This is a genomic window from Arthrobacter sp. SPG23 (genome assembly GCF_000876655.1).
Lineage (GTDB): Bacteria > Actinomycetota > Actinomycetes > Actinomycetales > Micrococcaceae > Arthrobacter.
The window spans coordinates 25737-51214 of the sequence record NZ_JYCN01000009.1; the positions used below are offsets into that span (position 1 = coordinate 25737).

At 66.4% G+C, this 25478-nt stretch carries 18 protein-coding genes and 1 riboswitch; of the genes, 14 read left to right on the plus strand and 4 right to left on the minus strand.

Annotation, left to right across the window (positions count from 1 at the left end):
- Positions 1-41 precede the first annotated feature (41 nt).
- On the minus strand, positions 42-1643 hold the full coding sequence (locus tag TV39_RS03480) for an MFS transporter (RefSeq protein ID WP_144406299.1): 1602 nt from the start codon (positions 1641-1643) through the stop codon (positions 42-44).
- A gap of 69 nt (positions 1644-1712) precedes the next feature.
- On the opposite strand from TV39_RS03480, the gene TV39_RS03485 reads away from it, so the two are divergent.
- The 6 genes from TV39_RS03485 to TV39_RS03510 all read left to right on the plus strand — a co-directional run bounded on the left by TV39_RS03485 (position 1713) and on the right by TV39_RS03510 (position 10313).
- Complete coding sequence (locus TV39_RS03485) at positions 1713-2252, plus strand: TetR/AcrR family transcriptional regulator (RefSeq protein WP_043479054.1); 540 nt, start codon at positions 1713-1715, stop codon at positions 2250-2252.
- Between the two features lie 149 nt (positions 2253-2401).
- Positions 2402-2500, plus strand: a riboswitch (glycine riboswitch).
- Between the two features lie 203 nt (positions 2501-2703).
- Positions 2704-5577, plus strand: coding sequence for an aminomethyl-transferring glycine dehydrogenase (gene gcvP, locus TV39_RS03490; protein ID WP_043478427.1), 2874 nt, complete (start codon positions 2704-2706; stop codon positions 5575-5577).
- Positions 5578-5588: 11 nt separating this feature from the next.
- Positions 5589-6737, plus strand: a complete 1149-nt coding sequence (gcvT, locus tag TV39_RS03495; protein ID WP_043478430.1) for a glycine cleavage system aminomethyltransferase GcvT — start codon at positions 5589-5591, stop codon at positions 6735-6737.
- Positions 6738-7009: 272 nt separating this feature from the next.
- The gene (gene gcvH, locus TV39_RS03500; RefSeq protein ID WP_043478433.1) at positions 7010-7393 is read left to right on the plus strand and encodes a glycine cleavage system protein GcvH; all 384 of its coding nucleotides are present in this window, start codon (positions 7010-7012) and stop codon (positions 7391-7393) included.
- On the plus strand, positions 7390-8727 hold the full coding sequence (gene glyA / locus TV39_RS03505; RefSeq protein WP_043478436.1) for a serine hydroxymethyltransferase: 1338 nt from the start codon (positions 7390-7392) through the stop codon (positions 8725-8727). The genes gcvH and glyA overlap by 4 nt, the downstream gene beginning before the upstream one ends.
- Positions 8728-8885: 158 nt before the next feature.
- Positions 8886-10313, plus strand: coding sequence for an L-serine ammonia-lyase (locus TV39_RS03510; RefSeq protein WP_043478439.1), 1428 nt, complete (start codon positions 8886-8888; stop codon positions 10311-10313).
- A 47-nt stretch (positions 10314-10360) separates the two neighbouring features.
- Here the strand turns inward: TV39_RS03510 and TV39_RS03515 are convergent, their stop codons facing one another.
- On the minus strand, positions 10361-10936 hold the full coding sequence (locus TV39_RS03515; protein WP_043478441.1) for a TspO/MBR family protein: 576 nt from the start codon (positions 10934-10936) through the stop codon (positions 10361-10363).
- 141 nt (positions 10937-11077) lie between these two features.
- Here TV39_RS03515 and TV39_RS03520 point away from each other — a divergent pair, with 141 nt between their 5' ends.
- The 3 genes from TV39_RS03520 (at position 11078) to TV39_RS03530 (ending at position 14620) form a co-directional block, all read left to right on the plus strand.
- Positions 11078-11899: a DNA/RNA non-specific endonuclease gene (locus TV39_RS03520; RefSeq protein WP_043478444.1), complete on the plus strand. Its 822-nt coding sequence runs from the start codon at positions 11078-11080 to the stop codon at positions 11897-11899.
- Positions 11900-12019: 120 nt separating this feature from the next.
- Positions 12020-13093 (plus strand): lipid II:glycine glycyltransferase FemX, encoded by a 1074-nt coding sequence (locus TV39_RS03525; RefSeq protein WP_043478447.1) that lies wholly within the window; start codon positions 12020-12022, stop codon positions 13091-13093.
- Positions 13094-13123: 30 nt separating this feature from the next.
- Positions 13124-14620: a threonine/serine ThrE exporter family protein gene (locus tag TV39_RS03530; protein WP_043478450.1), complete on the plus strand. Its 1497-nt coding sequence runs from the start codon at positions 13124-13126 to the stop codon at positions 14618-14620.
- Positions 14621-14684: 64 nt separating this feature from the next.
- Here the strand turns inward: TV39_RS03530 and TV39_RS03535 are convergent, their stop codons facing one another.
- Entirely contained in the window at positions 14685-15524 is an 840-nt protein-coding gene (locus TV39_RS03535) for a siderophore-interacting protein (protein WP_043478453.1), read from the minus strand.
- Positions 15525-15649: 125 nt separating this feature from the next.
- Between TV39_RS03535 and TV39_RS03540 the strand changes: the two genes are divergently transcribed.
- Entirely contained in the window at positions 15650-21715 is a 6066-nt protein-coding gene (locus TV39_RS03540; protein WP_052500474.1) for an Ig-like domain-containing protein, read from the plus strand.
- A 47-nt stretch (positions 21716-21762) separates the two neighbouring features.
- On the opposite strand, the gene TV39_RS03545 is transcribed toward TV39_RS03540, so the two are convergent.
- Positions 21763-22527 carry a uracil-DNA glycosylase gene (locus TV39_RS03545; protein ID WP_043478456.1) on the minus strand — a complete coding sequence of 255 codons (765 nt, stop codon included), beginning with the start codon at positions 22525-22527 and terminating at the stop codon, positions 21763-21765.
- 216 nt (positions 22528-22743) lie between these two features.
- Between TV39_RS03545 and TV39_RS03550 the strand changes: the two genes are divergently transcribed.
- The 4 genes from TV39_RS03550 to TV39_RS03565 all read left to right on the plus strand — a co-directional run bounded on the left by TV39_RS03550 (position 22744) and on the right by TV39_RS03565 (position 25405).
- Positions 22744-23034: a DUF3263 domain-containing protein gene (locus TV39_RS03550; protein WP_043479058.1), complete on the plus strand. Its 291-nt coding sequence runs from the start codon at positions 22744-22746 to the stop codon at positions 23032-23034.
- 49 nt (positions 23035-23083) lie between these two features.
- A complete protein-coding gene (locus TV39_RS03555) occupies positions 23084-23734 on the plus strand; it encodes a LytR C-terminal domain-containing protein (RefSeq protein ID WP_043478459.1) in 651 nt (216 codons plus the stop codon).
- A gap of 169 nt (positions 23735-23903) precedes the next feature.
- The gene (locus TV39_RS03560) at positions 23904-24107 is read left to right on the plus strand and encodes a cold-shock protein (protein WP_144406301.1); all 204 of its coding nucleotides are present in this window, start codon (positions 23904-23906) and stop codon (positions 24105-24107) included.
- Between the two features lie 17 nt (positions 24108-24124).
- On the plus strand, positions 24125-25405 hold the full coding sequence (locus TV39_RS03565; protein ID WP_043479060.1) for an ABC transporter substrate-binding protein: 1281 nt from the start codon (positions 24125-24127) through the stop codon (positions 25403-25405).
- Positions 25406-25478 lie beyond the last annotated feature (73 nt).

Consider the following 25478-nt stretch of genomic DNA (forward strand, 5'->3'; position numbering starts at 1 on the left):
CGCTCCCGATATTTGTCGAGCAGGACTGAGGCGGGACGGCTTTACGTGGCTTTGGGCACTCCGCGAAGTACGACGGCGACAAAGGCTGCCGCCCCCGCCATCAGTACCAGCCCGATAAACGCCGTCACGTGGACACCCGACTCAAACGCAACCCGGGCGGCGGACGTCAGGGCGTCCGCCAGCGGTGCCGGGAGCGAGTGTGCCAGTTCCATGGCCCCCGCCAGGGTCTCGCGGGCGTGGGTGATACCGTGCCAGCCGCCGCCGGGGCCCGCAGCTGCGATGCCCTCCGGCAGGACCAGGTTCCGCTGGTAGGACGCCGTCAGGATCGAGCCGAGGACGGCCGTGCCAAGCAGCGAGCCGATCTCGTAGCCGGTCTCAGAGATGGCCGCAGCCGCCCCTGATTTCTCCGGCGGCACCGCCCCCAGGATCAGGTCGTTGGAAATCGTTTCGGCTGCTCCCACCCCGAGGGCCAGGACCAGGAGGGCGCCCAGCAAAAGCGCCGGGCCGCCGGAGTGGTCGCCGAACGCCACCATGAAGTAGCCGGTGGCGCTCAGCGAAAGGCCTCCGGCCACGACGAAGCCGGGCCGTATTTTCCGCACCAGCGGGACCACCAGCAGCCCGGCGGCCACGGTGGCAATCAGGGCAGGGATCATGGCGATTCCGGCCTCCGTGGGCCGCCGGCCCTCCAGGAGCTGGAGGTGCTGGGCCAGGAACAGGATGAAGCCATTAAAGGAAAACAGTGCCAGGACGTTGGCCGTGATGGCCGTGCTGAAAATCCTGTTTCCGAAAAGGCTGATGTCCAGCAGGGGGCTGGGCAGCCTCTTTTGGCGCCGGACGAACATGTAGCCCATCAGGAGTCCGAGGCTGATGGCCGCTGCCGGCAGCGGCCCGAAACCCTCGGTTGCCAATGCCTTGATGCCGTAGACCAGCGGAACCATTGTCAACAGGGAGAGGGCGATGCTGGCACCATCCACTGCTCCGGGCCGGGGGTCCCTGGACTCGGGAATCAGGGCCCGGCCAAGCAGCAGGATGGGCAGCATGATGGGCACGGACACGAGCAGGATTGCGCCCCACCAGTAGTGCTCCACGAGCCAGCCGCCGAAAATCGGCCCCAGCGCTGCGCCGCCCGAGAATCCTGCCGCCCACATCGCGATTGCCAGCCGCCGCCGGTTGGGGTCGGGAAAGATGTTGCGGATCAGGGACAGGGTGGAGGGCATGAGCATCGCGCCGAAAAGTCCAAGTGCTGCGCGGCCGGCGATGAGCCATTCTGCGCTGGGGGCGAAAGCCGTGGCAGCTGAGACCGCGGCAAAGCCGGTGCTGCCGATCAGCAGGAGCCGGCGCCGGCCGATCCTGTCGCCGAGGCTCCCCATGGCAATCAGGAGGCCGGCGAGGACCAGGGGGTAAGCGTCAACGATCCACAGCAGCTGAACGCCGGTGGGCGCAAGGGCAGTGGCGATGGCAGGCAGCGCGAACGTCAGCGCGGTGTTGTCCACGGCGACCAGCAGTACCGGGAACATCAAAAGCGCCAGGGCCAGCCAGTCGCGGCCCGGCTTCGCGGCGGGTGAGCGGGTGCCGGCGGCGGGGGACGTTGCGGCGACGAGGCGCTGCGCGGCCGGCGTCGAAGGTGATGACAAGTTTCCCATGAAAATAACTGTACCGTCTGGACGGTATAGTTAAGAAATGAGCCCGGACCACCGGGCATGATAGGAACCATGGCCAGAAAACCCGTAGCGCGCGAAGCTGTGCTCGATGCTTTTGAATCCCTGCTGATTGAGGTGGGCGAACGCGCCGCCACGCTGGATGCCGTGGCACGGCGTGCGGAGGTGTCCAAAGGCGGGCTCCTATACCACTTTCCGAACAAGGAGGCCATGATTTCGGCCCTGCTGGAACGGATGGATCGGCTGGTTGCGGGGGACTTGGACGCCATGGCTAAAGCTCCCGAAGGAGCCGCCGTCTACTTCATCAAGTCCTCCCTCTGGGCGGACACTCCGCTGGACCGGGCTTTTGTGGCGGCCACCCGGCTCGCCGAAGTTGCGCACAAGGAAACGCTGCACCGTTTTGCGGCCGTCCAGGGGAGCTGGCTTGGACTGTTGGCCGGGGACGTCGGCCCGGCCATGGCCAAGGCCGTGCTGTACATGGGTGACGGCCTCTACTTCAATGCCATGCTGGCCAGCGGCCCCGGCGCCGCCCCGCCCGAAATGAGCGGCGACGTCGATAGCCTGCTGGCCGCCGTCGAGCGGCTCCGCGGCTGACCGTCCCGCGAGGCCGCGGGTCTTTCTGCCGGCTCCGCCGCGACCCGGGCCGTAATGCGGCGCTGGACTGTCTGCGGAGTTTGCAGACTGGACTTCCACGTAGGACAATTAGAGCTGTGACTGTTGTCACCGCTAACTAAATATGCCTTTGATCTGCGGCGGGAGAGTTCTGCAAGTAGGTACAAGCAGGCGCCGTAGGAGCAAACCCTCCCCAGGAATCTCTCAGGCCCACGTACCGCCGCGGCAAGGCAACTCTGGAAAGCAGCAGGCTGTCCGTTCGTGCCCCAACCCGGTTGGAGGCAGCAGACCGGACACGCCATGCTCACCGACGGTGCAAGCGGAGCTGTGCGAAAGCACGGTCCTGCGGAAACTCTCAGGTCCAATACAGAGCGGGGAGGAACCCGGACCACTGCGGCGTACCCTGCGCCGCCATTAGTAATGGAGTTCCTTCGTGACGGTTAGTTCAGCCTCCACCACCTTCGTCGACCGGCATATTGGCGCCCGCCGCCAGGCCGACATCGACACCATGCTCAAGTCCGTCGGCTACGACACCGTCGAGTCGCTGGTAGACACCGCGGTTCCCAAAGACATCCGCCAGGAAGTCGCCCTGACCTTGCAGGACGCCCTGAGCGAGGTCGAAGTACTGGCCGAGCTGCGCAAGCTGGCTGGCAAGAACAAGACGGCCGTGCAGATGATCGGCCAGGGCTACTACGACACAGTGACCCCGGCGGTGATCCGCCGCAACATCCTGGAGTCCCCGGCCTGGTACACCGCCTACACCCCGTACCAGCCGGAAATCTCGCAGGGCCGCCTGGAGGCCCTCCTGAACTTCCAGACCATGGTCCAGGACCTCGTGGGCCTGCCCATCGCCAACGCCTCCCTGCTGGACGAAGCCACTGCCGTGGCCGAAGCGGTCCTCATGATGCGGCGTGCCAACAAGAACAAAGCCGCCCACGACGGCAAGACCGTCCTGGACGCCGATGTCCTGCCCCAGACCATCGCCATCGTCAAGGGCCGTGCCGAGGCCCTCGGCTTCGAAGTCGAGGTGGCGGACCTGTCCCAGGGACTTCCCGACGGCGACATCAACGGCATCGTGCTGCAGCAGCCGGGCGTTTCCGGCCGGGTGTTCGACCACGCCGCCGTCATTGCCGCCGCGAAGGAACGCGGCGCACTGGTCACCGTTGCGGCCGACCTGCTCTCGCTGACCCTGATCACCCCTCCGGGCGAGCAGGGTGCGGACATCGCCGTCGGCTCCACCCAGCGCCTGGGCGTGCCGCTGTTCTTCGGCGGCCCGCACGCCGCCTACATGGCCGTCCAGAAGGGCCTCGAGCGCTCCATGCCCGGCCGCCTGGTGGGTGTGTCCAAGGACAACGCCGGAACCCCGGCCTACCGCCTTGCCCTGCAGACCCGCGAGCAGCACATCCGCCGCGAGAAGGCCACGTCCAACATCTGCACCGCACAGGCCCTGCTGGCCATCGTTTCCTCCATGTACGCCGTCTACCACGGCCCCGACGGACTGAAGGCCATCGCCGAGGCCGTCCACAACAACGCCCGCACCCTGGCCGCGTCCCTGCAGTCCGCGGGGCTCGAGGTCCTGCACGGCAGCTTCTTCGACACCATCACCGTCCGCGTCCCGGGCAAGGCCGCTGACATCGTCGCCGCCGCCGAAGCCAAGGGCATCAACCTGCGCGGCATCGACGCAGACACCGTCGGCATTTCCACTGACGAAACCACGACGCCGGAAACCGTCGCCGCCGTGGCCGGCGTCTTTGGCGCTTCGGTTGTGGACGCCGCCGACGGCGGTTCTGACAGTGGGGCTGCCTTTGCCCTCGAGGCCGCCGTCGAGCGTTCCTCGGAGTACCTGCAGCACCCGGTGTTCAACACGCACCGCTCGGAAACGCAGCTGCTGCGCTACATCCGCAAGCTCTCGGACCGCGACCTCGCGCTGGACCGCACCATGATTCCGCTGGGCTCGTGCACCATGAAGCTGAACGCCACCGCCGAGATGGAAGCCATCTCCTGGCCGGAGTTCGCCTCTATCCACCCGTTTGCCCCGGATTCCCAGACCGAGGGCTGGCGTGAACTGATCGAGGGCCTGGAAGCGGACCTCGCCGAGATCACCGGCTACGACCAGGTCTCCATCCAGCCGAACGCCGGCTCCCAGGGCGAGCTCGCGGGCCTGCTCGCGATCCGCGGCTACCACCTGTCCCGCGGCGATGACCAGCGCAACGTCTGCCTGATCCCGGCGTCGGCGCACGGCACCAACGCCGCCTCGGCCGTCCTGGCCGGCATGAAGGTGGTGGTCGTGGCCACCGCCGCCGACGGCACGATCGACCACACCGACTTCCAGGCGAAGATCGAAGCCCACAAGGACGTCCTGTCCGCGATCATGATCACCTACCCGTCCACGCACGGCGTGTACGACGCCGACGTCCGCGAAATCTGCGACTCGGTGCACGCGGCCGGTGGGCAGGTGTACGTTGACGGCGCCAACCTGAACGCCCTGGTGGGCCTGGCGCAGCCGGGCAAGTTCGGCGGCGACGTGTCCCACCTGAACCTGCATAAAACCTTCTGCATCCCGCACGGCGGCGGCGGACCGGGCGTCGGCCCGGTGGCGGCCAAGGCCCACCTGGCGCCGTTCATGCCGGGGGATGCCAACAAGGCTGCACACGAGGACGGCCACGGCGTGGCGATCTCGGCGTCGCGCTTCGGTTCCGCCGGAGTGCTGCCGATCTCCTGGGCCTACGTGAAGCTGATGGGCGGTGCCGGCCTGACCGAGGCCACCAAGTCCGCCCTGCTGGCCGCGAACTACATCGCTTCCCGCCTGAACGAGTTCTTCCCGGTCCTGTACACCGGCGAAGGCGGACTCGTGGCGCACGAGTGCATCCTGGACCTCCGTGAACTGACGGCCAGGACCGGCGTTACCGCGGAAGACGTGGCCAAGCGCCTCATCGACTTCGGTTTCCACGCACCCACCCTGGCGTTCCCGGTTGCCGGCACGCTCATGGTGGAGCCCACCGAGTCCGAGGACCTCGTGGAGATCGACCGCTTCATTGACGCGATGATCACCATCCGCCAGGAAATCGACCAGGTGGCCAACGGCGACTTCACCGTGGACAACAGCCCGCTGCGCAACGCACCGCACACCGCTGCCGCCGTCGTCTCCTCCGACTGGAAGCGCGAGTACCCGCGTGAGCAGGCCGCCTTCCCGGTCCACCACCTCAAGCAGGACAAGTACTTCCCGCCCGTGGGCCGCATTGACGGCGCAGCCGGTGACCGCAACCTGATCTGCTCCTGCCCGCCCATCGAAGACTTCGAAAACTAAGGATTCCCCCGATGACTGAGAACTACACCGCGCTCTATGAAGAGCACAAGAAGCTCGGCGCGTCCTTCACCGATTTCGGTGGCTGGCAGATGCCCCTGAAGTATTCCTCCGAGCTGGCCGAGCACCACGCCGTCCGCAACGCCGCCGGCCTGTTCGATCTCTCCCACATGGGCGAAGTCTGGGTCACCGGCCCGGACGCCGCAGCATTCCTGGACTACGCCCTGGTGGGAAAGATCTCCGCCATGTCCGTGGGCAAGGCCAAGTACTCGCTGATCTGCCAGGACGACGGCGGCATCATCGACGACCTCATCACGTACCGTCGCCCCGCGGCTGAAGACGGCACGGACAAATTCCTGGTGGTGCCCAACGCCGGCAACGCCGTGGTGGTTGCGGCGGCCCTGGCCGAACGGGCAGCGAACTTCGACGTCGTCGTGGACGACGCTTCCGCCCGGACCTCGCTGATCGCCGTCCAGGGTCCCAAGGCCGAAGGCATCCTCCTTCGCCTGGTTCCGGCGGCCCAGCACGAGCTGGTTACCGGACTGAAGTACTACGCCGCCGTCGAAGTACCCTTCATGGTGGCCGGCAGCAGCAAGGACCTCCTGCTGGCCCGCACCGGGTACACCGGTGAGGACGGCTTCGAGATCTTCGTGGACAACGACGACGCCGCAGCCCTGTGGCAGGCCGTCGCGGCCGTCGCCGAGGAAGGCGAGCTCGTTCCCGCCGGCCTGGCATGCCGCGACTCGCTGCGCCTGGAAGCCGGCATGCCGCTCTACGGCAACGAGCTTTCCCGCGAAGGCAACCCCTTCGCAGCGGGCCTCGGCCCGGTTGTTTCGCTCGCCAAGGAAAGCGACTTCGTGGGCCGCGCGGCCCTCGAGGCACTCAAGGCCGGCGGCGCCGGCTCCACGAGCGGGCGCAAGCTGGTGGGCCTCAAGGGCCTGGGCCGGCGCGCAGGCCGGGGCCACTACCCGGTCCTCAAGGACGGCGCAGTGGTTGGCGAAGTGACCTCCGGCCAGCCGAGCCCCACGCTTGGTTACCCTGTGGCGCTCGCTTATGTCGACGTCGAACACTCCGAGGTGGGGACCGCCCTGGACATCGACCTGCGCGGCAAAGCGGAGCCCTTCGAAGTCGTCGCACTGCCTTTCTACAAGCGCCAAAAGTAACCCATAGGCCGGCTCCGGGGCCGCAGGCCCCGTCGGGGCTGACATCCTCCGCGTGCTCGGTCGCGTAGACGCCCGCTGGGCGGACGTGACGCTCCCTTAGACGCACGCTTCCGGATGCCAGCCCCGAAGGGGGCCGTCAGCTGTCGCATACCCACCCGGCAAGCTCGATCATTGGGGGTTGAGCTTGTCCAAACCCGGCCACACGCGGAGAACTCGGTCACCCCGCCTCCCGCTCGACCACAAGAGATTTTCAAACGTAAAGGAAAAAACACATGGCAAAAGTAGCCGCTGAACTTCAGTACTCCGACGAGCACGAGTGGGTGGCCCGGGAAGCCGGCAACCTGGTCTCGATCGGCATTTCCGCCGTGGCCACGGACGCCCTCGGCGACATCGTGTACGTTGACCTGCCCGAGGTCGGCGCCACTGTGACCGCGGGGGAGACCTGCGGCGAAGTCGAATCCACCAAGTCCGTTTCGGACCTGTACTCCCCGGTTACGGGCGAGGTCACGGAAACCAACTCCGCCGTCGTCGACGACCCCGCACTGATCAACAGCGATCCGTACGGTGCCGGCTGGCTCTTCAAGGTCGCCGCTGAATCCGACGGCCCGCTGCTCTCCGCCGAGGAATACGCTGCCAAGAACGGCGGCGAACTGTGAGCGGCGCAACCGCGGCCGCAGGCACAAGCACCGTCGCGTTTGAGCAGGTTGTCTCCCCGTCCTTGGATGCGGACCTGTCCGCACTGGACCCGGAGATCGCGGCGAAGATCGACGACGAGCTGGCCCGCCAGCGCACCGGCCTGGAAATGATCGCCTCGGAAAACCACACCGCCAAGGCCGTCATGCAGGCGCAGGGCTCGGTGCTGACGAACAAGTACGCCGAGGGCTACCCGGGGAAGCGCTACTACGGCGGCTGTGAGCACGTTGACGTGGTGGAGCAGCTGGCCATCGACCGGGTGAAGGGCCTGTTCGGTGCCGAGTACGCGAATGTCCAGCCGCACTCCGGTGCCCAGGCCAACGCCTCGGTGATGCACGCGCTGATCAAGCCGGGCGACACCATCATGGGCCTGAACCTGGCACATGGCGGGCACCTGACCCACGGCATGCGGATCAACTTCTCCGGCCGCCTGTACAACGTCATCCCGTACCAGGTCCGCGAAGAGGACCACCGGATCGACATGGCCGAGGTGGAGCGCCTGGCCCAGGAGCACAAGCCGCAGCTGATCGTCGCCGGCTGGTCCGCCTACGCTCGGCAGCTGGACTTTGCCGAGTTCCGCCGGATCGCCGACTCCGTGGGCGCTTACCTCATGGTGGACATGGCGCACTTCGCCGGGCTGGTCGCGGCCGGGCTGCACCCGTCACCGGTTCCGCACGCGCACGTCACCACCTCCACCACGCACAAGACCCTCGCCGGTCCGCGCGGCGGCATCATTCTCTCCAACGACGCCGACATCGCCAAGAAGATCAACTCGGCAGTGTTCCCCGGGCAGCAGGGCGGACCGCTGGAGCACGTCATCGCCGGCAAGGCCGTCGCCTTCAAGATCGCGGCGTCCCCGGAGTTCAAGGAACGCCAGGAGCGCGTCCTTGCCGGTGCCCGGATCCTGGCTGACCGCCTGGTCCAGCCGGACGTCACCGCCAAGGGGATTAACGTGATCTCCGGCGGCACCGACGTGCACCTGGTCCTGGTGGACCTGCGCAACTGCGTACTCGACGGCCAGCAGGCTGAGGACCGCCTCGCTGCCATCGACATCACCGTGAACCGCAATGCCGTTCCGTTTGATCCCCGGCCGCCGATGGTCACCTCGGGACTGCGCATCGGCACCCCGGCCCTCGCGACCCGCGGTTTCGGCGAAGCCGCCTTCGCCGAGGTTGCGGATATCATCGCTGAGGCGCTGATTGCCGACGCCGACGCGGACCTCTCCGGTCTGCGTTCACGGGTCGAGGCACTCGCCGCCGCCCACCCGCTCTACCCGTCAGTTGCCAACCTCGGCTAGAGCCCGTATTACAGAAGTACAGATCACGACGCCGGGCGGCCGCCACAAGCTGCCGCCCGGCGTCGTGCATCCGGCAGTGCGACCGCCCACCGGCGGCTGCACTGCCCTCCGGCAGGACCATCTGCCGGACCAGAGTTAGAGCTAGTGAGGAACCGACCATGGCCGTTGGAGTTTTCGATCTTTTTTCCATCGGGATTGGGCCCTCGAGTTCGCACACGGTGGGCCCGATGCGGGCCGCTGCGGTGTTCGCCGAGGAGCTGAGGGCGTCCGGGGACCTGGGCAAGGTGGCCGGGCTGCGGGTGGATTTGTATGGTTCCCTCGCCGCCACCGGGCACGGGCACGGGACCATGACGGCGATCCTGCTGGGTTTGGAGGGTTACCACCCGGAGAAGATCCTTCCCGCGGAGGTGGAGGAGCGGCTCGCGGCGATCGCCGAGACCGGGACCCTGCAGCTTGCCGGTGCCGGTGACGGAGCGGGTGTTCCGCTGCCGTACGGGGTGAAGGACATGGTGCTGCGGCCGTTGACCATCCTGCCGCGGCACACCAACGGGATGACGTTCACCGTCACGGACGCCGGCGGCGAGGTCCTGCATCAGGCGACGTTCTTCTCCGTGGGCGGCGGCTTCATTGTCCGCGAGGGCGAGGAAGAGGCGGCGCTGAAGGAACTGGACGAGTCCAAGAAGGAGCTTCCGCTGCCGTTCCGCACCGCGGCGGAGCTGCTGGGCCGCTGCCAGTCCAAGGGCCTGTCCATCGGCGATATCATGTTCGTCAACGAACGGGCGTCCCGGTCCGAGGCCGAGATCCGCGAGGGCCTGCTGCACATCTATTCGGTGATGGAGGAGTGCGTCGCGGTGTCCCTGAAGCGGGAGGGGCTGCTGCCGGGCGGGCTGAAGGTCCGCCGTCGGGCACCGGACTGGCACGAACGCCTGTTGAAGGAGAACCGCGGCCAGGACCCCGCCTACCGGGATCCGAAGTACTGGCAGGAGTGGGTGAACCTGATCGCGCTGGCGGTCAATGAGGAGAATGCTTCAGGTGGCCGGGTGGTCACTGCGCCGACGAACGGTGCTGCCGGGATCATCCCGGCGGTGCTGTATTACGCGCTGCATTTCGCTCCGGGCATGGACCGGGCCACCCGGCAGGACCGTGACGATGTGGTGGTGAAGTTCCTGCTGGCTGCCGCTGCGGTGGGGGTGCTTTACAAGGAGCAGGCCTCGATCTCGGGGGCGGAGGTGGGTTGCCAGGGCGAGGTGGGCTCGGCGTCGTCGATGGCGGCCGCGGGCCTGGCCGAGGTGATGGGCGGCACGCCTGCGCAGGTGGAGAACGCCGCGGAAATCGCGATGGAGCACAACCTGGGCTTGACGTGTGATCCGATCGGCGGGCTCGTGCAGATCCCTTGTATTGAGCGGAACGCGATCGCGGCGGCGAAGGCCATTAACGCCGCGAAGATGGCGTTGTGGGGGGACGGCACGCACCGGGTGTCCCTGGACGAGGTGATCGTGACCATGCGCGAAACCGGCAAGGACATGTCCTCCAAATACAAGGAAACCGCGATGGGCGGCCTGGCCGTCAACGTCGTGGAATGCTGAGCCCGCAGTTCAATGGCTGAGGGTACAGTGCCCGGGCCTGTCGGGACCTAGTTGTGCAGGGCCGCCCACCAGTTCAGGCTGGTGGCGAAAACCAGCCATGAGATATAGGGCAGCAGCAGGAGGCCGGCGGTTCGGCTGATGGGGCCGAAGTACAGGACGGTCACGGTCACGGCGATGATCAGGGAAATGATGATCGCAAGCCCCAGCCACATCGCAGCCGTGCCCATGACCGGATAGAGGCCGAAGAACACCGGCGTCCACAACAGGTTCAACCCCAGCTGCACCCCGTACGCCCTCAGGGCGGGGCCGGTGCGCTGTCCGCCGCGCCGCCAGACGAGCCATGCGGCCACTGCCATGGCCGTGTAGAGCACTGTCCAGGCCGGACCGAAAACCCAGTTCGGCGGGGACCACGGGGCCTTGTCCGCTGTGGCGTACCAGCCGTCCACACTGCCCAGGGTGGCGAAAGCACCCAGCCAGGCAACCAGCGCGGAGGCTCCCAGGGAAACGGCCAGACCGAGCAGCTGCGCACCCGTACTGCGGCTTCCGGGACGGGCTCCAGACCCGCCGCCAGACCCGCCGCCGTCAGCGGCGCTGGCCATGGACCGTTCGTGCGGAGCCTTCATGCTTCAACCTTTGCCAGTCCGGCACGTCGAGTCAAGCGTCAGCTCGGAGCCACGCCGGCGGTGGCGTGCGCAAGTCATCCCTGGCCAGCCCCGCTGTCTACCACTCTGGCCACCCTGCGGGTGGAGTGCCACTATGGAGCTATGACTGGGGGATATGACCGGGACTTTCTGCGGGCACGCCTTGAGCTGCCCAGTCCGTCGGCAGCAACGGTTCTACTTGATTACATCCACTTTTCCGTCCGGCTGCGCACGGCGCGCAAGCTGGCCGCCGTCGTCGGCGTTAATATTCACGGACGCGAGCTGGTGCCGCTGGCCCGCGAGGGGACCTGGCATTTCGATCCCCGGATCCCGAAGGAGCAACAGGCAGGTCCGGAGGTGTACAAGAACAACGCCTTTGACCGGGGGCACCTTGTGCGGCGCCTGGATCCGGTGTGGGGCGATGAGGCGACGGCCAGGGCAGCCAACCAGGACACCTTCGCGTTCACCAATGCCGCGCCCCAGGTCGACGACTTCAACCAGGGCAAGGAACTGTGGGTGGGGCTGGAGGACCACGTCCTCAGCCATGCGGACCTCTACGACGCCAAGCTCAGCGTGTTCACGGGGCCGGTATTGGAAGACGACGACCTGCCGTATCGCGGCGTGCAGATACCCCGGAAGTTCTGGAAGATCGCGGCCTGGACCATGGACGGAAAACTCGCTGCTGCCGGATTCCTGCTGGACCAGTCCCCGCTGTTGGGGAAGGTGGACCTCAAGAAGGCCATCCGGGAACGGCTCCTGGCCGACGAACCGCCGCCGTTGGGCCCCTACCGCACCTTCCAGGTTCCCGTGGCCCGGATCGCCGAAATGACCGGACTGAGCCTTTCCCGGCTGGAAAATGCGGACCGGCTGGCCAAGAGCCAACGTGCCCTGGGCAAGGAGCCCCTGGCCGTCCGGCTCGAGTCCCTGGAGCAGATCCGGCTCTGAGCCCGGCGGACCGCGGGGAACCATCCGGTCAGCGTCCTCCTAGGGAGGGCCGATAGACTTGTGGATTGCATGCCCGGCATGCAGCCGCAGCACCGACCGCAAAGATTGGACACCGCGCACTTGCGAGAATTTACCGCCCGCTTTGCCTCCCCCGAGGAGGTCGCCAACTGGGACAACCACGTCATTGCGAACCCGAACGGCGGAAACCTGCTTCAGTCCGAGGCCTTCGCCGAGGTCAAACAGCACTTCGGCTGGAAGCCCCTCCACCTGGTCTACGAAACCGCGGACTACACGAGCTACAACCTGGTGCTGCAGAAGTCGTTTCCTGTGCTGGGCAAGCTCTGGTACCTCATCAAGGGACCGGACGTGGCAGCGGTTGAGGACATCCCGGGCATCGCTGCGGCCAACGCCGAGTTCGTGAAGCGTGCAAGGCTTGGCGTCTTTGCCATCAAGATTGAGCCGGACATCGTCCTGTCCGATGATGCGCGGCGGGTCATCGAAGGTGCCGGCCTGCTCAAAACGCCCAACCTCCAGCCCAATGACTCCACCGCGCTGCTGGACATTGCCCCGGAAGAGAACCAGTTGCTCCGCAACCTGCACTCCAGGGGACGCAACGCTGTTCGCCGGGCCATCCGGGAGGGCGTGGAAGTCCACAACGTCGAGCCCACCGAGGAGAACTTCCGGGCCATGTACTCGCTGATGACCACCACGGTGGAAGCGAAGTCGCAGGTCAGGGTTCGCGAATACGAGTATTACCGGCAGTTCTGGACCAACTTCATCAACCGCGGCCAGGGCCGGCTCCTGTTTGTCTACGAGAACGGCGTCCCCTCAGTGGGTGCCTTTGTGATCAACTACGGCCGGAAAGGCACGTACAAGGACGGCGGCTCACTCCAGAAGCGCAGCCAGTACGGCGACTCCCACCTGGTCCAGTGGACGGCCATCAACCAGGTCAAGGAACTCGGCTGCACGGAGTACGACTTCTGCGGCACACCGCCAAGCGACAAACTCAAGGACACGTCCAACCCGTTCCACGGACTCGGCCTGTTCAAGACCAGTTTCAGCAAGACGGTCACCGACTTCGTGGGCTGCTATGACCAGGTCATCAGCCCGGTGAAATACAAAACCTGGACGGCGGCCGGCGAACGCGTCGCCCGCCAGTTGTACACCCGGCGAACAGGCAAGCAGTTCTACTAGACCCTTTGTGAAGCCCTTGAGGAGGCCGCAATGACCAAAGCACCCGACGGTCGCCGCAGGCCGCCCACGACGGCGCTGCCCCCGACCCAGCCGCTCACCGCTTCCCAGGTGCGGCAGAACGCCGCCGCCAAGCGCATGCTGCGCAGGCTGGTGCAGGGCGAAAACCCGCCCACCGCCCCGATGAGCATCGTGGACCGGCTCGCGGGCAGCCCGTATGCCAACCCCATGATCCAGGTCGGGGGAGTGGATACCTCCGCGCGCAAGACGATCGACTTCGCGCTCCATCTCGCTGAGTCCATGTTCCGTTACGGCGCCGGCGCCCTCGAAGTGGAAACCAGCATCATCGCCGTCACTGCAGCCTTGGGCCTGAAACACATCGAAGTGGACATCACCAACCAGTCGGTGGCCATCAACTATGCGCCCAAGGACCAGACCCCCATTTCCTTGCTCAGGGTGGTGCGGTCCTGGACCAACAACTATGCGGGCCTGGCACAGGTGCACCAGCTGGTTACGGACATCGTTGCCGGCGGCGTCGGCCGCGACGAGGCAGTCCGCCGGCTGGAAGAAATCATCCGCAGCTCCAAGCCGTTTCCGCGCTGGATGGTCACCGTGGCCTTCGGCGTATTCGCCGCCGTCTTCGTGGGCGTGCTGGGCGGCGGGCCCGGTGCCTCCGCCGTCGCGTTCGGTTCCAACCTGCTGGTCAGCCTGCTCGCACGGCAACTGGGCCGCTGGCGGGTGCCCGACTTCTTCACCACGGCATCATGTGCCTTCCTGGTGACGCTCATCGCCTTGCTGCTGTGGCGGTTCGGCACTCCCGTCGGGATCCAGATCGCGCCCGAGATTGTGGTGGTGGGCGGAATCCTGCTGCTCCTGCCCACAGGACGCCTCGTGTCGTCCGTGCAGGACGCCATCAACGGCTTCCCCGTCACGGCGGCCGGCCGGTTCCTGTCCACCATGCTGACCTTCGGTGCGCTGGTAACCGGAATCGCCGTGGGTTTCGTGGTCGTGGACAAGACGGGGATGGAGCCGATCAACGTCACCAAAACATTCCCTCCGGCGTATCCCTGGTGGGCTTTGATCATCATGGTTGCTATCGCAGTGGTGGCGATCGGCATCACGGAGCAGACCGCCTGGAAGCTGCTCCTGCCCACCGCGGCCGTGGGTGTGGTGGGCCATCTTGTGCTCCTCGGCACGGACCTGATGGGCATGGGTGCCAGGTTTTCCCCGGCAGTGGCGGCAGTGGTTATCGGCCTCCTGGCCCGCGTCATCGCCCTGAAGATGGGCGCCCCCCAGTTGGTGGTGGCCGTGCCTGCGGCGCTGATCCTCTTGCCGGGCCTGACTATATTCCGCTCCATGTATGTCTTGACCATCGAAGAATCCGAAATCCTGATGGGCGCAGGGGGCATGCTGAACGCCGGCGCGATCGTGCTGGGAGTTGCCGCCGGAATCGTCCTCGGCGACACCCTGGCCCGGCCGCTCACCCGCAGCCTTGCAAGCAACGAACGCCGCCGCGCGCGGCGCCGCTAGCCGGTCCCGATCTGACAGGGCCGGCCCTGACCCGCCGGATCCGGACCTGTCAGATCCGGACCTGTCAGATCTGGCCGACGGGGAGCTTCTTTTCGGCCTGGAAGTCGTCTTCGACCCGCCCCTTGGCCCAGTAGCCGGACAACGACACCTGCGCCCGCTCCAGGCCCCGCTCACGGAACAAGACCTCGCGGAGGGACTTCATGTAGCCCCGCTCGCCATGGGCGAAGACCTGAACCCGGCCGGCAGGCCACTCGGCTTCCCGCACGGCGCTCACCAGGAGATCTCCGCTTCCGGCAGGAGTGCAGTTGCGCGGCAGCCAGTTGATCTGGAGTCCGGCAGGGGCCTTGATGGGCTGCACCTCGGCGTCACTGTCCACTTCCAGGAACGCGATGCCGCGCGCTTCCGGCGACAGCGACTCGACGGCGGCGGCGATGGCCGGCAGGGCGGCCTCATCGCCGGCGAAGAGGTGCCAGTCGGCCGCGGGATCCGGGTTGTAGCCGCCTCCCGGGCCGGTGAACACCAGGCTGTCGCCGGGCCGGGCTTTCGCTGCCCAAGGGCCCGCCAGGCCCTCGTCGCCGTGAATCACGAAATCGATGGCCAGTTCGCGGGCCGCTTCGTCCACCCAGCGGACCGTGTACGTCCGCGTGTACGGCCACTGCTCGCGGGGCATCGATTCGCGGATGGCCCAAAGGTCCAGGGGGAGGGGGTATTCGATGCCCGGCTGCGGGAAAACGATCTTCACGTAGCGGTCGACGTAATCGTTGTTCACATAGCCGGCGAAGCCTTCGCCGCCGGCCACGATGCGCACCATGTGCGGAGAGAGCTCCTCGCGCCGGAGGACGGTGAGGTTCGTCTGGGGGCGCGATTTTCGGCTGGCTGACGTGGCAGCAGGAACGGAAGTCATGGAAGTAAGCCTAGGCCAGGCTGCCGAGCCGACGCCCCTTACCAACCCGGACGGGTTCGCTACATTACTGCAGTTGTTGGTCTAATTGATCAGCGCCGCTTTGCAAACCTGGGGGATACACAGCCATGCCTTTGTCCGGAATACTATTCGCGAAACGCGGCAAGGCCCTTCAGGTCACCGGTTTTTCCGCGGTTGCCGCGTTCCTCGCTGCCGCCGCCATCCTTCACCCCGGTGTCGAGTCCGCTGATGTCGACCTCAACGACGGCGGCGTGTGGGTTACGAACAAGAACCTCTCCATGACCGCCCGTCTGAACTATCCGTCGCAGGCTCTGGACGGGGGCGTCACCCCGCCGGGTACAGGCTTCGACGTGGTCCAGCACGCCGGGGAGGTCTTCATTGATAACGGCGCCACCCTGACGCCGGTGGACCCTGCAGCCATGCGGTTGGAAAGCCCCCTCGAGCTTCCTGCCGGGGTGCGGGCTTCCGCGGGGCAGGGTTCGTACGTCCTCAGCGACACAGGCTCCGGCGAGGCGTGGGTCGCTTCCGCGGGAAGCGTAGCCGGCTTCACCACGGAGTCCGAACCGGTGGTGACCGGAGCCAAAAACCTGGTTGCGATGATCGGCGCGGACGGCGCGGCCTACATCGCTGATTCCGCGGCCAGCCACGTCACACGGATAGTCGTCAACCCGGACGGAAGCCCGGGCAAAACCGAAAAGGTTGCCTTTGCCGACTTCTCGGCCGCCAAGGACCTGCAGTTGACCACCCTTGGATCCCGGCCGGTGCTCCTGGACGGGGACACGGGTACGGTGTATCTGCCCGGCGGCCGGACGGCTGTGGTGCCCGACGGCAAAGGGGCCCTTCTGCAGCATTCCGGCGCAGATAGCGGATTTGTGGCCGTGGCCACGCCCGGCGGCCTGTTCAAGCAGCCATTGAACGGTGACCCGGCCAGTTCCCAGCCGGTAGCGGACGGCGGCCTTCCGGCCAAGCCGGTGCAGCTCGACGGGTGCGTGCATTCCGCGTGGCACAAGGCGGCCTTGTATGTCCGTGACTGCGAGGACGACGCTTACGACAAGCGCTCCGGCATACCCGGGGCAGACAAGAAATCGGAACTCGTCTTCCGGGTGAACCGCAGCCTTGTAGTTCTCAACGACACTAACGGGGGCAACGTCTGGCTTGTCCAGAAGGAAATGCAGCTGGTCAACAACTGGCAAGATCTTCAGACGCCGCCGAACAAGTCGGAAGAAGAGAAGGAAGACGCCGCAGACCAAAATCCGCTGACCCAGCTTCCGGACAGGACCCAGGAAAACCGGCAACCCAACGCGCAGGATGACGAATTCGGTGTACGGCCGGGCAAGACGACGCTGTTGACGCCCCTCGACAATGATTCCGATCCGGACGGCGACATGCTGACGCTGAACGTTCTCGGGGCGGGGCCCGGCAACGGGGCGCTAACGCCGATCTATAACGGCTCGGCAATGCAGATCGCAGTTCCGGCCGGAGCATCCGGAACGTCAACGTTTGGCTATCAGGTCGAGGACGGCCGGGGGAAGAGCGCGCAGGCCAAAGTCACTGTCCGGGTGCGTCAGGCCTCTGAAAACGGACCGCCGACGCAGAAGCGGAAAACGGTCATCCTTCTGGAACAGGGTAAGTCGATCAGCCAGAACGTCCTGGCGGACTGGGCCGATCCGGACGGGGACGATCTCTTCCTGCGGTCCGCAGTTGCCGACAACGGCAGCGATCAGGTCCAGGCCCGTGCCGACGGGCTGCTGCAGTTCCAGGACATCGGCACCACGACGGGGCAGAAGACGGTCACCCTTCGGGTCTCGGACGGCCAGATCGAGGCCGAAGGCAAAATCACGGTGGATGTCCGTCCCCGAGGCACGCTCCCCCCGGTGGCCAACCCGGACCACATCAGCGTGGTCGCAGGCCAGGACGTGGTGGTCTCGCCCCTGGAAAACGACCTCGACCCGGCCGGTGCTTCGCTGCGCCTTGCGCGCGTGGACGGCCCGGCATCGGCAAGAGTGACGCCCCATTTTGACGCGGGAACGTTTGTTTTCAATGCAGCATCGGCCGGAACCTATTACGTCACCTACCAGGTGACCAACGGCCCGGCCAGCCAACTGGGCCTGGTCCGAATCGACGCCACCAATGGAGCGTCCAGCGGCGCCCCGGTCGCTGTCCGCGACGTGGCAAGGCTTCCGCAGGGCGGCCAGACCCTTGTTGACGCACTCGCCAACGACATCGACCCCGCCGGCGGAGTGATGGTGATCCAGTCGGTGACGGTCCCGCCGGGTTCACCGCTGTCTGTGGCCATCCTGGACCACAGTGTCCTGAGGGTAACCGATGCCCACGGTGCCACGTCGCCCACGACCTTTTCATATACGGTGTCCAACGGCCGGGAGACGGCAGTGGGCGAAGTGACTGTCCAGCCCGTCCCGGCGCCTGCAACCTTGCGTCCGCCGCGGGCGCTGCCCGATGAGATCACCGTGCGGGCCAATGATGTCGCCTCCATCCACGTCCTGGCGAACGATGTCCACCCGGACGGCGCGCAGCTGACGCTCAACCCCAAGCTGGCCCAGACCGTCGATGCGGCGGACGGGATGCTGGCGGTCTCGGGCGACGTACTCCGCTTCAAGGCCGGCCCTGCCCCCAAGACCGTGCACGCGATCTATGTGGTGGCGGGTCCCGATGGCCAGGAATCGTCCGCGCAGGTCACCATCCGGATCAAGGGTGGCGGGGAAGACCAGAATTCCCGTCCAGAGCCCCGGAACTTGACGGCCCGCACCATCGCCGGGAGCACCACCCGCATCCAGGTCCCGTTGGACGGCATCGACCCGGACGGAGACTCTGTTGAGCTGATCGGCCTGGACAAAGCCCCCGCCCAGGGAACGGTGGCGGTCGGGGCGACCTACCTGGAATACACGGCAGCTGCCAAGGCATCAGGGCAGGACACCTTCAGCTACGTGGTGCAGGACACTTTCGGGGTCCGGAACACCGCCACTGTCGCGGTGGGGATCGGGCTGGCCTCCGGATCCAACCAGCAGCCAGTAGCGGGTGACGACGCCGTCACGCTCCTGCCTGGCCGGAACGTGGCAGTGAACGTTCTGATGAACGACACGGACCCCGACGGCGATCCGGTCTCCTTGGTGCGGGACGGGATCGAGGCGGATGCTGCCATCGGTGCGCACACCGAGGACGGCAGGGTGCGGTTCACGACGCCGGCAGAAGCAACCGCCGTCGTCCTCCGTTACAAGATTTCAGACGGCCGGGGCGGAACGGCGACGGGCACCCTGAAGGTGAGCGTCCGTCCGGACGCGCCCCGACAGGCTCCCATCGCCCGGGACGACAGGGTGTCCTTTGCCGAGACGCTGGGCAAGACCGCTGTTGACGTTCCGGTTCTCACAAACGATGAGGATCCCGACGGCGTGACCTCCGATCTGCGGATCACGACCGGAACGGAGGAGGCCGGTGTATCGCTGCGCCCCAACGGAAGCGTCAACGTCACGCTGACGCCGAAAGCCAGGATCATTCCCTACACCGTCACCGACCCGGACGGACTCGGGTCGACCGCGTTCATCCGCGTGCCTGGAACGTCGGAGCAACGCCCCGCGCTGAAAGACAGCACGCCGCTGGAGGTGGTGAGCGGCAAGGTGTTGACTGTCGATCTGAACAGCCTCGTGCTGACCAGGAAGGACCGTGCACCCCGCATCACGGTTGATTCGCGTGTATCGGCGGTGGCTGCCAGCGGGAGCCCCCTGGTCCAGGACGCGGACACGCTATTCTTCACCTCGGCGGATGACTATGCCGGCCCGGCGTCCCTGACCTTTGAGGTGGCCGACGGCCCCGTGGACGCTCCGGACACACTGACCGCAGTTCTCACGATCAGCATCAAAGTGCTTCCCGATCCTGACCGCAACCATCCTCCGGTTTTCTCCTCGAGCAAGGCCAACGTGGTCCGGGGCGAAGAATCCGTGGTTGACTTGGCCGAACTCAGCGCTGATCCGGACGAAGCAGATCAAGGCAAGCTGAAGTTCTCCCTGGTTCCTCCCCTTCCCAACGGCGTCACCGCCACCATTGATGGAAGCTCACTCAAAGTCACCGCCGGCGGTGACTCCGCTGCCGAGGGCAGCCGCGTGGCCGTCTCGGTTGCAGACCCCCGCGGGCTCTCTTCCCAAGGGACAGTGGAGCTGCTGCCCACCCCGTCGTTGCGCCCCCTGCCGGTGGCAAACGATGACGTGGTTGCCGAGGCCCGGGCGGGTGAGAACCGGAACATAGATGTCCTCGCCAACGACGTGAACCCGTTCCCGGATAGCGGCCTCAAGCTTCTCCGTGCGGTTGTTGAGACGGGTGACGGCAGCGCCACCGTGGCCGGCGGGACCGTCGACGTCAGACCGTCCGAAACGTTCGTGGGAACCATGGTGGTCAGGTATCGGATCCAGGACAAGACCGGCGACCCCCAGCGGGAGGCCGACGGCCGGATCCGCTTGACGGTAAAGGCCAAGCCGGGGAAGCCCGGCACCCCGGTAGCGACCGAGGTCCGGGACCGGACAGTGGTCCTGAACTGGACGCCGCCACCCGCCAACGGTTCCCCGATCACCGGTTACAGGGTCACGACCACTGCGGGAGTAAACAAAGTGTGCCCGACGAACACTTGCACCATGGACGGCCTGACCAACGACGTCGAGTATGTCTTTTCCGTGGTTGCCGTGAATGGCATCGGCGACTCGCCGGCTTCCGAACCGTCAGCCCCGGCGCGCCCTGACCAGCGCCCTGAGGCTCCGCAGGCTCCGACGCTGGCATTCGGTGACAAGCAGCTCTCCATCAGCTGGTCCGCCGGCACCAGTACAGGGTCTGCAATCAGCGACTATGAACTGCAGCTGTCACCAGCTCCGCCCTCCGGCCAGACGGTCCGTTCAGCCGGCCCCGGCCTCAGCTTCACGTGGAGCGGCCTCGCCAATGGAACGTCGTACCGGGTGCAACTGCGCGCCAAGAACAAGGCTCCCGAGCCCTCGGACTGGAGCCAATTCTCTGCAGCGGAAACACCCGCTGGCGTCCCGGCTGTTCCAGCCAAGCCCACTACGACCCTTGCCACCTCCGGCGCCGCGAGTTCGGTGATCCAAGTCAACTGGTCGGCCCCGGACGGGAACGGCGACGCAGTAACCGAGTACACGGTGGTGTCCGCCCATGCAGGCTCGGCGTCCGCTACCCAGGTGGTACCCGGGAACCAGACGAGCGCCGCTTTCAGCGTGGGGAATTCGGACACCGGCTACACGTTCACCGTGGCCGCGCGGAACAAGGCGGGATACTCGGCCGCAAGCGCACGGTCGGACGCCCGCCGGGCGGTGGGCGCACCGGGCCCGGTGGGCGGGCTCAGGGCGGATCCGTTGGACAACAGTGCCCAGCTGACTTTCAGCAGCCCCGGGACCACCGGCGGAGCCGCGGCCGGGGAAACCGTGTACGAGTATCGTGTCAACGGCGGCCAGGTTGCCGGGGTCCCGGCCAGCAAGGTTATTCCAGGCCTTGCGAACAACGGCACTTACACCATCGGTGTCCGTGCTACGAACATCGTGGACGGCCAGTCATACCCGGGGCCGTTTACCGACGCCAACCCCGTGGCGCCCTTCGGGAAGCCGTTCCAGGCGATCACCGATGGGTTCCACTACGGGACGTCCCAGGTGCGGACCGTTGTGACGCCCCCGGCTGCAAACGGCCGGCCCGTGGCGGGCTTTGAATGGACAAGCCGGTATCCCGACGAGGGGCGTGACGGCCCGTCCGGTACCCTTCCTGCCGGCGGAGGTGAGATCTTTGCCGGTGACAAGCCCGACCAGAACGTCCAGGTCTTCATCACCACCCTTGACAGCGAAGGCCACCGCAGTGATGTCCTGCAGGCAGGCGGCAGGACTTACCAGAACGTGAGTTTTGCGGTCAATGGTGAATTCGGGGGACTCTGCGCCTGGACCAGCCGCGACGGAGGACCGGCCGACAACAGGGTGGACTGCCTTGCGGCGGGCGGAGATTGGATTGTCAACGGCACGCGAGTGTCCATCAACTGCTCCATTGCCGCCGCGGGCTATACGTTCCGTGGCGCTCCGGCCACCCTCTGGGCGGTCGGGAGCACATATTCCGTGGCCAGGAACCTGAGGGTGGCGGGCCAGACGTTCAGTGCCCCGGCCCAGACGTGCCCGTCGTGATGCGCGGGGAACGGGGCCGGATCAAGCTGTTGAGGACAGGCTGAAGGTCACAGCACCGGGAGTTCCCAGTCCACGGGCTCCGATCCTTGGGCCCGGAGGAGTTCGTTGGCCCTGCTGAACGGACGGGATCCAAAGAATCCGCGCGCGGCCGATAACGGGCTGGGATGGGCGCTGGCGAGCACCGGAGTGTCTCCAAGCAGCGGGCGAACGCCCTCGGCATCCTTGCCCCACAACACGGCCACGAGGGGCGCTGCCGTCCCGTCAGCAACTCGGCGCCCGGCGACGGCGGCGATTGCCGCCGTCGTGATCGGTTCCCAGCCTTTGCCCCGGTGCGATCCCGCCGCCCCTGCCCGGACCGTAAGGACACGGTTCAGCAGGAGCACGCCCTGGTCCGCCCAGCGCGTGAGGTCCCCGTGGACGCGGGCCGGAAGGCCGAGGTCCGATTCGAGTTCCTTGTAGATGTTCGCGAGGCTGCGGGGAATGGGCCTGGTGTGCCCTTCCACCGCGAAGGACAACCCGATGGGGTGGCCCGGGGTCGGGTAAGGATCCTGGCCGACGATCAGGACCTTGACCGCGGCCAGCGGCCGTTGAAAGGCACGCAAAACGTTCGACGGCGACGGCAGCACCTGGTGCCCGGCCGCCACTTCCGCGGCGAGGTAGCCCAGGACACTCCGCAATTCCGCTTCCACGGGAGCCAGCGCCGCTGCCCAGTCTGCAGCCATCAGGCGGTCCAGCGGCATCTGCGCCATCTTGGCGAAGTCAGCACCCTCGACGGCAGGCTCCAGCTCGAACAAAGCTTCAGAATCAAACACGGGTCCATTCTCGCAGTGCCGGACTCACAGGAGGCTGGCGGGGGCCGGCACCATCAGAGCCCGCGCCACCCGAGAGCACGTCACACTGCGTAAATGACAGGCGTGTTATTCGCCCGTACCATGGAATGAGACTTTGACCGGATTAAAGTGAGGGATTTTGCCGTGGCCGAACCAGTGCGCGATGACCTGTCACTTGCGGGCACCGGCAGCGAAGCCGTGTCCGGCGCGGACCCTGCAGCCGCTCCGCGTCGCGGCCCCCGGCTGAGCGAGCGGGACCAGCAGATGCTGGCCCTGGAACGGCAGTGGTGGAAGTACGCCGGGGCCAAGGAACAGGCGATTCGTGAGTTATTCGACCTCTCAGCCACCCACTACTACCAGATCCTCAACACACTGATTGACACTGAGGACGCCCTGGCCCACGACCCCATGCTCGTGAAGAGATTGCGTAGACTACGTACGTCACGCCAACGGGCACGCACGGCGCGCCGTTTGGGCTCCGACGCTTAAACGTCAGGGCCGGGCAACCAGCAAGAACCAACAAGGACATCGTTTTACCATGACCAAATACGCTCGGGATGAATTCGACAGGGTCCCTGAGGCCTCCTCGCGACAAGGTGTCCACCGTGTCGCCTCCGAGGCTTCCCGGCGCCGGCTGGGACCGATCCTCGCTGTCGGTGTCGCGGCTCTCGCCATCGGACTGGTCGCTTTCCTCTTCCTTCCCAAGCTCGGATTTGCTCCTGCCGGCAGCCCGCTGATGGCGGCAGGGTCCGCCTTGGGCAGCCCTTCGGCTTCCCCCTCCGTCGAGGTGCCGCAGGGCACCGCATCCCCTGGCGCTGAGCCCGGCGCTGAGGCGAGCGTGGCTCCTGCTGCCAGCGAGACGCCTGCCGCAGATAGCCCTTCCGCCACGGTTCCCTCCGCCGAAGCGCAGGCCATTGACAAGACCCAGGCCGTCGCCGTCTACAACGGGACCACCACCGCGGGGTTGGCCGGCCGCGTGAGCAACACCGTCGCCGGGGACGGCTGGACGCTGGGACCGGTGGGCAACTGGGGCGGAATGCCGCAGCAGTCCTCCGTGATCTACTACAGCGGGCCCGAACAGAAAGCGAACGCGGAGGCTCTGGGCGAGCTCCTGAACATCACGTCGCTGGTGGACTCTGCGGAGTTCCAGTTGCCGGTGGTTGTGGTGCTGGGCCCCGGGTTCCGGTAGGAATTTTCGGTTACGCCTGAATAACTATTAGGGGCTCGCAGGGCCGGGTCCTGCACCCGGCAAACAGCAATGGCTAAAGTGATTCCGGATGCCGCGCTGCAACGCGGACCGTCCCGTCGGCGCACAATGACGTGGGCCGAGCACAAAGCAACCGGAAAGTGTGGGCAACATGGCATTGGGAACCGTTAAATGGTTCAACGCCGAAAAAGGCTATGGCTTCATCACCGTTGACGGCCCCGGAGACGACGTCTTCGTCCACTGGTCGGCCATCGACGGCGAGGGCTACCGGGCCCTCGACGAAGGGCAGCGAGTGCAGTTCGAGATCGGCGAAGGCGAGAAGGGTCCGCAGGCAGAGAACGTCCGGCCGGCCTGATGCTACCCACCGCGGCAATGCATGCCTCAGTCATCCCCGCCCGCCCTGGCCCTGCGCGGCTGAGGTTCACCGCTGCGGTGGTTGTTGCGGCGGGAATGGCGCTCGGGCTGGCCGGCTGCTCCGGCACGTCCGGCAACGCGCGTGTTGATGCCGTCGACGCCGGCGGCGACGGCACGCTGCGGATAGGCCTGATGCTGGACAACACAGGAAAGCAGTCCTTCCTCAACTCGGCCCAGCTTGCCGCGGCCAAACTGGCGGTGCAGGAGATCAATGCCGCCGGGGGCCACAAAGGGCGGCCGGTGGAACTCCTTCCCCAAAAAGTCAGTGAGGACACCACCTCGCTGGCAAAGGAACTCGTGGCGGCCAAGGCTGATGTAGTCATCGGTCCAACTGACTCAAGCCGCGCCCCGGGGGCTATCGACGTCCTGTCGCGGGCCAAAGTGGCCGTCATCTCCCCGGCGAATGCCGCGCACGGCCTCACGCGGTACAAGAGCGGCGGATACTACTTCCGCACGTCGGCAGCAGATGTGGCCCAGGCGCCCGTGCTGGTGAAGCTGGCCAAGGACAACGGGGCCCGGACAATAGCGGTGGTCCACGAGGACGGCATGTACGGCAAGGATGTCTCCGCGGCCGTCGCCGCAGCAGCAAAGGCTGCCGGACTTGGCATTGTGGCGGACGCCGGGTTCGCCGCCGGCCAGGCACACCAGGCCGCGGCAGCCGCCAAGGCCGCAGGGCCGGACTCCGTCATCCTCGTGGCAAGGACCGGCGCGCAGGGCGCCATAGCGGAACTCAACAACGCGGGAGTGGCGGGCAGCAAACTGATCCTCAGCGACGGCGCCGTCAACCAGTACGGATCCGCTCTGGGGTCCAAGGCGCTCGAGGGTGCGCGCGGAATCCTGCCTGGCGTCTTCCCTTCGGCGCACTTCCAAGGCGAACTGGTAGCGGTTGATCCCGGGCTCAAGGACATGACGTTCGCCGCGGAAACATATGACGCCGTGAACCTGGCCGCTATTGCCGCGGCCGCTGCCCAGGACGACGCCGGGCCGTCCATCGCTGCGAAGCTGATCGCGGTCTCCGGGCAGCGCGGCACCGGGGCGGCCGAACCCTGCAGGAACTACCAGGAATGCGCCGATGCCATCAAGGCCGGCAAAGCGGCGGATTACGACGGCGAATCCGGGCCGATCGGCTTTGACTCCAACGGGGACATCACCACCGCCAACTACATGGTGTTCACGTATGCCGCAGATAACAGCGCCCGCATGAGTGGAAGCGAAACTGCAGCCCGGGCCGGCGGCTGATCGCTCCTAGCGTAGTGCGGGCCGCGGAAGGGCCTTTCACCGCAATCTCTGCTTGCACTCTCCCCGGGGGAGT

What these genes read in the sequence shown, in the direction of transcription:
- TV39_RS03480 (WP_144406299.1), bottom strand. Translation starts at nt 1,643, where the DNA reads ATGGGAAACTTGTCATCACCTTCGACGCCGGCCGCGCAGCGCCTCGTC.
- TV39_RS03485 (WP_043479054.1), top strand. Translation starts at nt 1,713, where the DNA reads ATGGCCAGAAAACCCGTAGCGCGCGAAGCTGTGCTCGATGCTTTTGAA.
- gcvT (WP_043478430.1), top strand. Translation starts at nt 5,589, where the DNA reads ATGACTGAGAACTACACCGCGCTCTATGAAGAGCACAAGAAGCTCGGC.
- gcvH (WP_043478433.1), top strand. Translation starts at nt 7,010, where the DNA reads ATGGCAAAAGTAGCCGCTGAACTTCAGTACTCCGACGAGCACGAGTGG.
- TV39_RS03510 (WP_043478439.1), top strand. Translation starts at nt 8,886, where the DNA reads ATGGCCGTTGGAGTTTTCGATCTTTTTTCCATCGGGATTGGGCCCTCG.
- TV39_RS03515 (WP_043478441.1), bottom strand. Translation starts at nt 10,936, where the DNA reads ATGAAGGCTCCGCACGAACGGTCCATGGCCAGCGCCGCTGACGGCGGC.
- TV39_RS03520 (WP_043478444.1), top strand. Translation starts at nt 11,078, where the DNA reads ATGACTGGGGGATATGACCGGGACTTTCTGCGGGCACGCCTTGAGCTG.
- TV39_RS03530 (WP_043478450.1), top strand. Translation starts at nt 13,124, where the DNA reads ATGACCAAAGCACCCGACGGTCGCCGCAGGCCGCCCACGACGGCGCTG.
- TV39_RS03535 (WP_043478453.1), bottom strand. Translation starts at nt 15,524, where the DNA reads ATGACTTCCGTTCCTGCTGCCACGTCAGCCAGCCGAAAATCGCGCCCC.
- TV39_RS03540 (WP_052500474.1), top strand. Translation starts at nt 15,650, where the DNA reads ATGCCTTTGTCCGGAATACTATTCGCGAAACGCGGCAAGGCCCTTCAG.
- TV39_RS03555 (WP_043478459.1), top strand. Translation starts at nt 23,084, where the DNA reads ATGACCAAATACGCTCGGGATGAATTCGACAGGGTCCCTGAGGCCTCC.
- TV39_RS03560 (WP_144406301.1), top strand. Translation starts at nt 23,904, where the DNA reads ATGGCATTGGGAACCGTTAAATGGTTCAACGCCGAAAAAGGCTATGGC.
- TV39_RS03565 (WP_043479060.1), top strand. Translation starts at nt 24,125, where the DNA reads ATGCATGCCTCAGTCATCCCCGCCCGCCCTGGCCCTGCGCGGCTGAGG.